We start from the raw sequence: 12,978 nt of genomic DNA, 5'->3' as shown, positions 1-12,978 counted from the left end.
GTCCTAGCTATTAAGTTGACGCGTTATTTCATACAGTCCAATTCCACAACTTTGAGCGACATTGATACTGCTATTTTGACCGAATAAATCAATATGTAAACAAGCGTCAAGTTTAGTAAGAACTTCATTTGAAATACCTAAACGTTCATTTCCTAAAATTAAAATATAAGTTTCTTTTACATCAAAAGGATAAGTGTTGATGCCTTGACTTTCTGAAGTCAATTCAAGACCAATGAGTTTTTTGTTTTCAGATTTTAACTCTAAAATTTTTTTAGTGATATTTTTAAAGAAACAAGTCTCTACAAATTTTTCAGTGCTACGACTTGTTCTTTTAAATCTCGTACTAGATTGAGTTTCTTTTAAATCTTCATGAATAAAGATTTTTTGCACACCAAAAGCATCAGCTAACCTGAATATTGACCCCAAATTTGCAGGACTGGCGACATCATCTAGTAAAATATAAATCTCAGCTTTAGAAGCTTTGTTTTTTAATTCAGAATGTGTGAGTTGATGGCTCATTTTGTAAATATGTAAAAAAGAATATTTGCACCCATTTTTAAGGCTTTTTGCCTAACTTCTTCAGGATCGTTATGGATATTTTTGTCTTCCCAACCATTACCTAAATCACTCTCGTAGGTGTAAAGTAATAACAATCGATCACCTTCATAAATCCCGAAAGCTTGAGCAGGCTTGCCATCATGCTCATGAATTTTTGGCAACCCATTTGGAAATTTGAAATAATTTGAAAATATCGGGTGGCTTGCAGGTAACTCTTCTAATTTTTTTTCAGGAAAAAGTTTTTCTAATTCTTTATGAATATATTCGTCAAGGCCATAATTATCGTCGATGTGGAGAAATCCTCCAGATAATAAATATTCTCTCAAGTTTTCAATATCGTTTTCCGAAAAGAAGACATTGCCGTGTCCCGTCATATAAATGTAAGGGAAATCAAAAATCTCTGGATCATCAGGAGCAACTTCTTTGACTTGAGAAGAGATCTTTGTTTTGATGTTTTGATTTGAAAATGAGATCAAATTTGGGAGTGCTGTTGGGTTACTATACCAATCACCGCCGCCTTTATATTTTAAAGTAGCAATCTCTTGTCCGTAATTAAATTGTACAAAAAGGAAACACAGAATGATGAAGAAATCCCTCATATAATTTGCTTTAAAGAAACGATGTGTGTTGCAACAATAGCTGCGGTTTCCGTGCGTAAACGCTCAGACGATAAACTTATTTCTTGATAATTATTTTGAATAGCAAGTTTAATTTCTTCTAAATTAAAATCCCCTTCAGGGCCAATTAATATTCTATAATCTTGATGAGAATCAATAGCGTTAAAAAGAAACTTTTTCTGATCGCTATCCTCACAATGTGCAATACACTTTTGTCCAGAAAATTCTTCTTTAACAAAATCATCATAACTCGTTAAAGCATTGATTTTAGGTAAATGATATTTCAGTGATTGCTTCATTGCAGATTGAACGATTCTTTCGGAACGCTCTAAGTTAAGCTTTTTTCTTTCACTGTTTTTAGTGAGAAGTGGTGTTATTTCGTGAATACCAATTTCTGTTGCTTTTTCCAGAAATGTTTCAAATCTATCATTAGATTTTGTAGGTGAAATAGCAATATGTAAATGAAACTTTGATTTTTCTTGAGAATCAAATTCAAGAATTTTCGCTTCACATTTTTTTTGATTGATCTGAAAAAGTTCAGCTTTTGCAGCTAAGCCTTTTCCATTTGTAATCCAAAGAATATCTCCACTTTTTTTTCGCAGAACCTTGACAATATGTTTGCTTTCTTGAGGATCAAAAACGATATTTTCGTTTGATTTATCAAAATGTGGTTGATAAAAAAATTGCATTATTCAACAGTTTTTAAAACTAAAATTTCTTTGATATTTTTAGGCGTGTGACTTTTCTTAACTAAATAATACCAATCTCTTTCTGGAATGTCAACTCTAAAAACTTCATTGGCGTAATACATGGTGTTTGTGATTGCGTTTCCAAAATCTGGCATCACACTACCAAATTTAAACCAACCAGAATCGCCACCTTTATATTTGTTTAAATCCATAGAGTATTGACGTGCTAAACTTTCAAATTTATAGTTGTTGTCAAGTAATTTGATCATCTTTCCGCGTTGATCTTCTATTTTATCATAGCTTTTTTTATTCCCATCAAAAAATATATAATTGATTCTGTGGTGTTTATTTTCAGCCTCAGCGATAACTTTATATTCTACTTTTCCCTCGTGGGTTTTGTTTTTCACTGATTTTCCGACCTTTTTATTAAAAAGCTTTTTCGCAAGTTTTGTGTTGTGCTTTTCTTTATTGAAAACACTTAAAGAACCTTCTTTTTCGTAAGCTTTAGCCTCACTTTTAGAAATGCCGAAATCTTTAAATTCGTCAAAACTATTTTTAAAAAGATTTCTCTGCGCATGCAGTGAATTAATATTGATTATTACTAAAATGAGTAGGCTAATTTTTTTCATAAATCTTAGTGTTCTGTAATTTTAAATCTTGCTTGTGCTGTTGATGTTAAGTCTGAAAAATAACTGTATTTGTATTTGAAATAAGCCACAATTGCAATCATTGCAGCGTTGTCAGTACAATATTCAAATGGTGGAATAAAAACTTTCCAATCACGCTTTTTGGCTTCCTCTTTCAGCTTTTCTCTGATGCCAGAATTTGCAGAAACTCCTCCGCCAATCGCGATTGTTTTGATTTGTGTTTGTTGACTTGCTTTTTTGATTTTGTCTGTTAAAATTTTGACAGCCGTATATTGAAATGACGCACAAAGATCGTTAAGATTCTCTTTGATGAAATCAGGATTCTTTTTAATTTCTCTTTGTAAAAAATAAAGCACGGATGTTTTGAGTCCGCTAAAACTGAAGTCAAGATTTTTGACTTGAGGTTTTGCAAAAACAAATTTTTTAGGATCGCCTTCTTTCGCTAATTTATCAATTTCAGGACCTGCCGGATAAGGCAAACCAAACATTTTTCCGCATTTATCAAAGGCTTCTCCAATAGCATCATCTAAAGTTTCGCCAATCACTTCCATTTTAAAATGATTTGTCACTTTGACAAGTTGCGTATGTCCGCCACTAATTGTTGCACCTAAAAAAGGAAAATCAGGAGATTTATCTTGATTTTCATCTTTGATGAAATGTGCTAACAAATGTCCTTGCATGTGATTGACACCGATGAGCGGAATATTTAGGCTCAATGATAATGATTTGACAAAGCTATTCGCAACAAGTAAAGATCCCATTAATCCTGGGCCCTTGGTAAAAGCGACTGCATCAAGATCTTGTAAAGTAATGCCAGCTTTTTTTAAAGCCTGATCAACGACAGGTACAATGTTTTGTTGGTGAGCTCGCGATGCTAACTCAGGAACAACACCGCCATAAACCTCGTGAATCTCTTGTGTTGACACAATATTACTAAGTTTATGCTCGTTTTTAAAAACTGCTGCTGAGGTGTCGTCGCATGAAGACTCAACCGCAAGAATAAAAATTTCCTTTTTGAGCATAAGATTAGAGGCGAATATTGTTTTTTATACGGCAAATCTAAATAAATTTGTTGCTTTATAAAATCATTCTAATTGATAATTAATTATCTTTTGTAAAATTCAATAATTGAAGGCATTAAGAACACTTTTTTACTATCTCAAACGATTTGTCGTTTTGTTATTGATTCTGATTGTGATCTTGCTTGTCTTTTTCTCAATTCCTAGTGTGCAAACTCGCATAGCAAAAGAATTGACAACTTCTCTTAATGATAATTACGGAACTGATATTAACATCGAAAAATTCAAGGTTGGCTATAATGGACGCTTTAAACTGGATAAAGTTTTTATCAAGGATCATAAAAAGGATACGCTTATTTATGCGGATCAACTATCGTCTTCGCTACTAGATTTAATCAACTTTGATTTTACACATTTGAATTTTTCGACCACAGAAGCAGATTCACTGGTTTTCAAATTGACACAATATAAAGGTGAAGATTTTTCAAACTTAGATTATTTCATCGATCAGCTTGATGATACAACATCAACCTCTGAAAGCTCAACAATTATTGAGTTTGAAAGAATTTTGATGACAGATAGTCGTTTCCAAATTTTAAACGAAAATCTAGAAAATCCGAAAGCTTTAGAGCTGAACTATCTCAACCTAAACGCCTCGGATTTAGTGATTGATGGGCCAATTGTTACTGTTGATATTAATAGAATGTCTAGCGTGATGGGACGAGGAATTGTCATTGAAGATATGCAAGCGCAATTCAGTTATACTTTGGAAGAAATGCAAGTCAAGAATTTAAATCTTTTAACGTCAAATTCATCGGTTATAGCCGATGTTCAGATGACATATGAAAGAGAAGACTTAGCTGATTTTGAAAATAAGGTGAACTTTAATGCACAAATACATTCATCTGAAATTTCATCATCAGATTTAAGGCGTTTTTATGATCAGTTTGGTTATGGAAACAAGCTTTATGTGCAAGGAAATATGAATGGAAGTCTTAATGATTTTACATTGACCAATTTTTATTTGGATGGCTTGACTGGAACAAAATATCGAGGTTCTATTGATTTAAGAAATAGTTTTTCAACTGAAAATGGTTTTAGAGTTGAAGCAAATCATTCAACATTTCAATCCAACCGAAATGATATTATCAGACTTTTACCACCTTTATTGGAGGAAAATTTACCTGAATTTTTGGATCAGTTTGAGAATGTCAATCTCAATGGACAAACCATTTATGACAACGATAATTTGGCATTAAACTTTTATGCTAAAAATAAATTTGGAGACATTAGAGTTGACGTCGACTTTGAAGCTATCAGTGATCCTGAACAAGTCACTTATAAAGGAAGTTTAGGACTTATCGAATATGATTTATCATCAATACTTGATACGAAATTAATCAGAAGAGTCAGCTTGTCTGCCTTTGTGAATGGGAAAGGCTTTACACAAGAATCACTCAACACGCGTGTCAATGCCAAGATAAGTTCGATCAATATCAATAAATATGAGTACCAAGACATCGAAGTCTCAGGAAATTTAAAAGCGCCAATTTTTGACGGACAAATTATTAGTCACGATGATAATTTTGAATTCGACTTTAATGGTGTTATTGATGCTTCAAAAGAACTAAATAGTTATGATTTTGATCTCGATATAAAGAAAGCTCAACTTAATGAAATGAATATTGTTGATCGTTCTGAAAAATCAGAATTCTCAGGAAAAATTCAAGTTGATTTAAAAGGAAATACGATTGATGAAGCCGTTGGTGAACTTCGGTTTATTGATTTTGCTTATCAAGAAGAAGCAGAATCATATCAATTTGATACTTTGACTCTGAAATCGATTAATAAAAATAATAAAAAGATCATCACGGTTAAATCACCTGACATTATTGATGGTAAAATGACAGGTGAATTTAGGATTACTTCATTGCCTCAACTTTTCGGAGATGCGATTCAAAACCTTTATTTCAGGGAAGATGATTACAACCAAAATAACTATCAGTATGTTGATTTTAATTTTAAAATTTACAATAAAGTAGTCGAGGTTTTCTTTCCTGATATTAGACTGTCAGCTGATACATATTTGAATGGAAGTTTAGTCGCCAACCAAAACGAGTTTAAGCTTAATTTTAAAACGCCATTACTTGAAGCTTTTGGAAACAGATTAGAAAATGTTAATCTTCAAATTGATAACAAAAACCCGCTTTATAACAGCTTTGTTAAAGTCGATAGTTTATCAACATCCGTTTATAATATCTCAGACTTTAGTATGATTAATGTGACGCTTAATGATACGTTATATATGCGATCAGAGTTTAGAGGAGGTCAAAATAATAAGGATAAGTTTAATTTGAGTTTATATCAAACCTTAACAGAAGACAATAAATCTGTGTTTGGATTTAAGCGATCAAGTTTGAAGTTTAAAGATAAATTATGGTGGATTAATAAAGATAATAATGAGAATAATCGCGTTTTGGTTGAGCGTGGTTTTCAGAATTTTGAATTTGATTCAATTTCGATGATTAACGAAAATCAAATCATTGATTTAGAAGGAGCTGTTAGAGATTCAACATACAAGAATGTCAATCTTAACTTCAAAAAAGTAGATTTAGCCAGCGTGACGCCTTATATGGATAGCTTAAATCTTGATGGAGAAATTAACGGAAAACTTCAAATTTTACAAGAGCGAAAACTCTATAAGCCTAATTTAGATATTAAAATAGACCAATTTAAATTAAATGATTTTGATTATGGTCAATTGATATTGGAAGCAGATGGCAATAAAGATTTGAATGAATTTTCAGTCTCTGCTAAATTATTGAAAGAAGGAACTTATCTCTTTGACATTGATGGTCAAATTAAAAATAAGAACCAGAAACAAATTGCAGATTTAGATATTTCTTTTAAAGATTTTGATGTTCAAGCGCTGAGTCCACTTGGGGATGAAGTGATTAATAATATGCGAGGAACGCTTTATGGAAATGCAAAATTAACCGGTGATTTACAATCTCCTGATTTAAACGGCGAAATTCAATTATACAAAGCTGGTTTGGGTGTTCCTTATCTGAATGTTGATTATGCTTTTGCAAATGATGCCACAGTCAAATTTAATGATAAAGACATTGTTTTTAGCGATATCAATATTCAAGATACCAAGTACGATACAAAAGGTGTTTTATCTGGAGATATAACTCATAATACACTTTATGATTGGGAGCTTGATCTTAATATTTCATCAGAAAACTTAGTTGTTTTAGATACTGATTTTGAAAGAGGCGCTTTGTATTATGGAACTGCTTTTATCGATGGAAATGCACAAATTTATGGACCAATCGATGAGTTGAGCATTGATGTCAATGCGAGCACGCAACCCAATACGGTTTTTAAAATACCACTTGATGATACGGAAACTGTTGCTGATAATTCATTTATCTACTTTCTTTCTCCAAAAGAAAAAGCAGCACAATTAGCAGGTCAACAAGTGCAAATAAAAGATGTAACGGGTTTAAAATTGAATTTTGAACTTGATATTACAAGAGATGCTGAAGTTGAAATTGTTGTTGACCAAAGTACAGGAAGCCGACTCAATGGGCGAGGCGCAGGAACAATTTTAATAGAAATAAATACCAACGGAAAATTCAATATGTGGGGAGATTTCGTCGCTTATGAAGGTTTCTACGATTTTAGATATGCAGGAAATTTAGTCCAAAAGAAATTTGAACTTATTCCAGGTTCAAACCTAACATGGAATGGTGATCCTGTTCAAGCGAACATGGATGTTCAAGCAAAATACACAACTTCAGCAAATCCAGCTGTTATTCTTGAGAACCCAAGCATTAATCGTGAAATTCCTGTTGAAGTTATTACAAATTTAAGAGGTCAACTGATTCAACCAGACATTAGTTTTGAACTAAATTATCCGAATTTAAGTTCAGTTGTTAAAAGTGAATTGGAATACAGGATTCAAGGTGAAGAAACTGAATATCAGGCATTGAGTTTAATTACACAAGGTAGTTTTTACAGTCAAGAATTATTGGGTCAAAATGCCTTAACAGGAAACTTAATTGAAAGTGCATCTGGGATTTTTGATGACATTATTTCAAGTGATGATAGCAAGTTTAAATTGGGCCTAGACTACGTTCAATCACAAAGAACGCCAACGCAAGACCAAACTGGCGATCGTGTTGGCTTTACTTTACAAACGCAATTAAGCAAACGAATTTATGTCAATAGTAGATTTGGCGTTCCTGTGGGTGGAACGACTGAATCTGTTGTGTTTGGCGATGTTGAAATTAGCTTTCTACTTAATGAAAAAGGGAATTTAAGAGCGACAGCTTTCAACCGTGAAAGTGATATTCAGTTTATAGGTGAAGACTTGGGTTATACGCAAGGTGTCGGAATTTCTTACACAGTTAATTTTGGTTCTTTTAAAGAATTAGTGAAGAAAATTTTTGATGAAAACTATAAAGCAAAGGCAACTCGAAAAGAAGTTGAAGACCTTGAAGATAAAGATAAAATCAAAATTCCTTCTTATATTAAATTCCCAAAATCAACGAGAAGTCGAACGATTAAAGAGTGATTTTTTTCCAGTATTTAATCAGAAAAATGCTTGATAATAATGCAATGACAAAAGCGATACTACTCAAAATATAATTGGCATAAAGCCAGTAACCAGTTCCAAAAAGTACAGCATAAATTCCTATTGTTGCGATAAAGAAAGCAGCTAATTTGTACTTTAAATAAATCAGTTTTTGACCTCCATCAAATATCAACTCGTTAAACTTTGTAAGTGTTTCCTGCTTAGGTTTCGATGTTAATAGAGTTGTGATAATCCATACCAACGTTGTGATGATCACGCCAATCACTAACTCCCAATAAGTAGGAATAGAAAACCAGGCTTCATCTAATTTTGAATTGACAAAGAACAAACAAGCGATTGCAAAAGAGGAAATCATCGCGGATATTTCACTATAAGGATTGATGCGTTCCCAAAACCATCTGAGGATGAAAAGCAAACCAGTTCCAGCACCAATTTGTAATAGCAAGTCAAATGCTTCTTTTGCTTCTTCAAGTTTTAAAGCAAGTAATCCCGCCAAAACCATCATCACAATCGTTGATAATCTGCCAATCATAACTTTCTTTTTATCACTTGCGTTTGGATTGATAAAGCGCGCATAAAAATCATTCACAACATAACTACTTCCCCAGTTGAGATGCGTTGAAATTGTACTCATAAATGCAGCAATGAGCGATGTGATAATAAGTCCTAAAAGTCCGGCTGGCAAATAAGAAAGCATGGCAGCGTATGCTAAATCATTTTTGATGAAAGACGGATTTAAATCAGGATAAGCTTCAGCTAAACTTGAAATATTTGGGTAAATAATCAATGAAGCAAAACCAATGATAATCCATGGCCAAGGACGCACAGCATAATGCATGACATTAAAAAGCAAACTCGCTAATGTGGCATGTTTTTCATTTTTTGCGGCAAGCATCCGCTGAACGATATATCCGCCGCCACCAGGTTCAGCGCCTGGATACCAAACACTCCACCATTGAACGGCAAGTGGAATCACAATAAGTGGAATATAATTACTAGGATCAGTAAAGTCAGGAAATAGACTTGTTTTACTCTCTAGATTAGGGTGTGAAATTAAAGCTTCCAAACCACCGATTTCTGGCATATTGATTACATAAATAGAAGCCCAAATGCTTCCTGCCAATGCAATACCAAACTGTATGAAATCTGTAATTAAAACACCTTTTAAACCGCCAAGCATAGAGTAGAGCACAGTAATAGAGCAGGCGATGAGTAAGGCTTCAATTGCACTGAAATCAAAAAGAACATGACCGATTTTTATAGCAGCCAAGCAAACTGTTGCCATGATGACAATATTGAATACAACACCGAGATAAATGGCTCTAAAGCCTCTTAGAAAAGCTGCGCTTTTTCCATCGTAACGCAATTCGTAAAACTCTAAATCTGTTGTAATATTAGATTTACGCCAGAGTTTAGCATAAAAGAAAACAGTGAGTAAACCTGTTAGTAAAAAAGCCCACCACACCCAGTTTCCTGAAACGCCATCTTTCCTAACAATTCCTGCAACCAAGCCAGGTGTGTCAGCTGCAAAAGTTGTGGCCACCATAGATATACCAAGTAACCACCATGGCATGTTACGGCCAGAGAGGAAGAAGTTTTCAGAACTTTTGCCCGATTGTTTGGCTACAATAAGACCAATCAATAAACTGATGACAAAAAAAGTAATAATAATCGACCAGTCAATTGCTTCTAAAACCATTGTAAAATTATTCTGCTGCGATTAGGCTGATTTCTATATTAGCATGCTTTGGCAAGTCAGCGACCTGAACCATTTCTCGTGCTGGAGCAGTTTTTTCATTAAAGTAAGTGCTGTAAACTGAATTAATTTCTGAAAATTTAGTGATGTCTTTGACAAAAATTGAAACTTTAATGACGTTTTCAAAAGTCATGTTAGCTTTCTTTAATATTTCAGATAAATGACTCATCACAAGTTTGGTTTCATGAGTTAAATCACCAAATTCTGTTTCACCAGTTTTGGGGTTGATCGCTATTTGACCTGAAGTGTATAAAAAACCATTTTTAAAAACACTTTGATTGTATGCTCCTATAGGTTGTGGAGCTTCAGATGTATTGATGATTTTTTTTGGCATAATTTTAAAGTTGTCTATCGCGTTCTCTATTTTTATCGTATTTGATATCACTAAGTACATTTGCTTTGATTCCGATAAAGAAAAACCATGATTTACGTGTTCCAAAAGGTGTCCAGTTGAAATTCATTCGCCATGTATTTAAGTCTCTCGAAAATCGAAGTTGCGTAAATGTAAAACCTTTATTTTTGATATCATAACCTGATGAAACACCAACCGACCATTTCGGAGATAAATCAACATCACCCGAAAACATGATTGAGTGAGAGCTAACTTCATTTTGCCTAGCTGTGTTATTATAAGTCATTGTATAGGCGAGGTTTAAACTCCAGGGTATTTTATAATTGTAAAGTGTTTCATTTTCTTCATCGTCTTCATCTGAACTATTATCATTTTCCCCGCCAGAGAGGTCATTCACTGAGTTACCACTTCCAAATAAATCAGTGTCATCAAAACCTTTTTCATCTCTATTTTCGTTCTTGTTAGATTTGTCTTTATCATCATCTTTATTTCCGAATAAATCTTTGGAATTTAAACCATAATTAAAACTGACGTTTGCTCTTGTCAATCTAAATAAACTTCCGCCATTATTGATGTTCAGTTTATCAATAATCTGATTATTATTATCAAGTGCATACATATTTAAAGCACCAGATGTATTAATACTTAATTTGTCTTTAATAATAGGAATGCTCGCGCGAAGAGAGATATCACTGAGTTTAAGAGAGTCTGCCGCTAAATTGTAATTCGCGCCAATGCTGAAGTTACTCAGTAATTTACGTTTTTCATATCTTTCATCGCCAACGAGGGTTGAATCTTTTTTTCTGACTTTAGCTTCAAAATCATTGGTCAAACTAAAAGACAAGTTGTTAGCAAATCTGTTGCCAGGCGCACCGTAAAGTGTTCCTTCAAATCTTGAGTATTCGATTTCCTGATCATCAACACCCGCAATTCCAGGTTTTGTGTAAGAATCATAATATTGATCAAACCCAGGATTGATAGAGTAGCCAATGCTTGGTTGCATCACATGACGAATTGCTTTAATCTTTTTATCATCTCCAAAATTAAACATTCCGTAAACCGTTGTACCAACACTTGCGCTGAAATTGTATGTCATGTAGCGATCAAAAGTGTCAGATGTATCTCTCACAATAGTTCTGTTGATTTCATCAAAACTTTGATCTATTGTTTTAAGCGTCCACACTTCCTCAATATTTGTGGAAGCACTGACACTAAAGTGATCAAAAACTTTAAAGTTTGTACTTAAAGGAATGCTATGTTTTGCACCAACTTGTGCATCCTTAAACATTTGAGGTTTAAAAAAGAGAGAGTCAGTTGTGTTAATTCTGTTTTCAGCTCTTACATTATATTGAAGGTTAACATTGTCAATAATTCCTTTTTTGATCCCATTTTTTGGCGCAAAAGGATAAATTCTACCAACGCTAAATTGCGCTGTTGGCAATGTCATATTAATTCTCTCTGTATTTGTGTTTTGGCTATGTGTCGCAGTGACATTCAGATTCATTTGTGGTTCTCCAGCAAATGTTTTTGAGTATGAAATAGAAGATTTTAAGGTGTTGTTTAAAAAGTTCCCTGTGTTGTTTTGATTTACAGATTCTCTATAATACTTACTACTACCAAAATTCACAGAAGCAGAAAAACGCGAGTTCGGATTAGATTTGCTATCTTGTCTATGCGACCATCTAATATTAAAAATACTTTGCTCCGAAAAATTAGGGAAACCTCTTTCTTCATTGAGTAATTTTTCAATATTAAAGTTGAAATTACCATTAAAGCGATAACGGACATTATAGTTTGACTGCGCTCTAAAACCATAACTTCCGTTAGAATAATAATCTCCTGTTAATGCTAAATCAAAGTAATCACTGATGGCAAAGTAATAACCACCATTTTGAAGAAAAAAACCTCTGTTGACATTTTCACCAAAAGATGGAATGATAAAGCCAGACGCTTGCTTATCTGTTAAGGGAAAATACCCAAAAGGAAGACCGAGAGGTGTTGGTACATCAGCGATATACATATTCACCCAACTCGTGACAATCTTTTTATCTGGAACAAATTTTATCTTTCTAGCTCTAAAAAAATAGTCAGGATTTTCTAAATCATCATCTGTTGTAAAAATAGCATCTGCCGAGTAATAAACAGAGTCATTAACCCTCTTCGAAGTTTTACTCTTGACATTAAAAGCACCTTGATTTGTTCTTGAATTATAGACTAAAGCTTTTTTGGTGTTAAAATTAAAAACCAAACTATCAGGCTTAATCGTGTTTTTACCTTGATCAAAAACTGGGCTTTGTGTGTAAGCTCCTGTTGAGTCAACAATACCTTTAGCATAGACTTCATTGGTGTTATTATCTATAATAATGATACCAGCATCAATTTTATAATCTTGATAATTCACTTTAGCTTCATTGTAGAGGTAAAGCTTATTTTCTTTTCTGTCAAACCTTCTGTAGTCAATAGCGCTAGTACTGATAATATCAGTCAGCATTGATTGTTTAACTTTGATGGAGTCTTGAGAAATTTGAGTAGAATCTTGCAAGCTTTCTTTTGGCTTTTGGTCAACGTTAATCGAATCATTAACTTGTGCGAAAGATTTTCCAGCAAAAGTGAGAAAGAACAAAAAAAGTATTTGAAGATGATTTGTTTGCAAGATTAATAAAACTATTTTTGTTGAGTTACTGGCTTGATTTTTGAAAGTTCAAAATTACATATTATTTTAGTAAGTGAAATTAAA

At 33.3% G+C, this 12,978-nt stretch carries 9 protein-coding genes; 1 reads left to right on the top strand and 8 read right to left on the bottom strand.

Going from position 1 to position 12,978, the window contains the following annotated elements:
• Positions 1-3 precede the first annotated feature (3 nt).
• The 5 genes from CAP47_RS10685 to tsaD are packed head-to-tail and all read right to left on the bottom strand — an operon-like array spanning position 4 to position 3,533.
• Positions 4-519, bottom strand: a complete 516-nt coding sequence (locus CAP47_RS10685) for a TrmH family RNA methyltransferase (RefSeq protein WP_100776623.1) — start codon at positions 517-519, stop codon at positions 4-6.
• On the bottom strand, positions 516-1,157 hold the full coding sequence (locus CAP47_RS10680) for a DUF4159 domain-containing protein (RefSeq protein WP_100776622.1): 642 nt from the start codon (positions 1,155-1,157) through the stop codon (positions 516-518). The genes CAP47_RS10685 and CAP47_RS10680 overlap by 4 nt, the downstream gene beginning before the upstream one ends.
• The gene (locus CAP47_RS10675) at positions 1,154-1,864 is read right to left on the bottom strand and encodes a 16S rRNA (uracil(1498)-N(3))-methyltransferase (protein WP_100776621.1); all 711 of its coding nucleotides are present in this window, start codon (positions 1,862-1,864) and stop codon (positions 1,154-1,156) included. The genes CAP47_RS10680 and CAP47_RS10675 overlap by 4 nt, the downstream gene beginning before the upstream one ends.
• Positions 1,864-2,493: a peptidylprolyl isomerase gene (locus CAP47_RS10670; RefSeq protein WP_100776620.1), complete on the bottom strand. Its 630-nt coding sequence runs from the start codon at positions 2,491-2,493 to the stop codon at positions 1,864-1,866. The genes CAP47_RS10675 and CAP47_RS10670 overlap by 1 nt, the downstream gene beginning before the upstream one ends.
• Before the next feature lie 5 nt (positions 2,494-2,498).
• Entirely contained in the window at positions 2,499-3,533 is a 1,035-nt protein-coding gene (gene tsaD, locus CAP47_RS10665) for a tRNA (adenosine(37)-N6)-threonylcarbamoyltransferase complex transferase subunit TsaD (protein WP_100776619.1), read from the bottom strand.
• Positions 3,534-3,639: 106 nt separating this feature from the next.
• Here tsaD and CAP47_RS10660 point away from each other — a divergent pair, with 106 nt between their 5' ends.
• Positions 3,640-8,112, top strand: a complete 4,473-nt coding sequence (locus CAP47_RS10660; RefSeq protein WP_100776618.1) for a translocation/assembly module TamB domain-containing protein — start codon at positions 3,640-3,642, stop codon at positions 8,110-8,112.
• Here the strand turns inward: CAP47_RS10660 and CAP47_RS10655 are convergent.
• The 3 genes from CAP47_RS10655 to CAP47_RS10645 are packed head-to-tail and all read right to left on the bottom strand — an operon-like array spanning position 8,102 to position 12,864.
• The gene (locus tag CAP47_RS10655) at positions 8,102-9,832 is read right to left on the bottom strand and encodes a sodium:solute symporter family protein (protein ID WP_100776617.1); all 1,731 of its coding nucleotides are present in this window, start codon (positions 9,830-9,832) and stop codon (positions 8,102-8,104) included. The genes CAP47_RS10660 and CAP47_RS10655 overlap by 11 nt on opposite strands.
• 7 nt (positions 9,833-9,839) lie before the next feature.
• A complete protein-coding gene (locus tag CAP47_RS10650) occupies positions 9,840-10,223 on the bottom strand; it encodes a Rid family detoxifying hydrolase (protein ID WP_100776616.1) in 384 nt (127 codons plus the stop codon).
• A 4-nt stretch (positions 10,224-10,227) separates the two neighbouring features.
• Positions 10,228-12,864, bottom strand: coding sequence for a putative LPS assembly protein LptD (locus tag CAP47_RS10645; protein ID WP_238141042.1), 2,637 nt, complete (start codon positions 12,862-12,864; stop codon positions 10,228-10,230).
• Positions 12,865-12,978 lie beyond the last annotated feature (114 nt).

This window comes from Psychroflexus sp. S27 (genome assembly GCF_002810405.1).
Taxonomy (GTDB): domain Bacteria; phylum Bacteroidota; class Bacteroidia; order Flavobacteriales; family Flavobacteriaceae; genus Psychroflexus; species Psychroflexus halocasei_A.
This window is presented reverse-complemented; position numbering and strand designations above follow the sequence as displayed.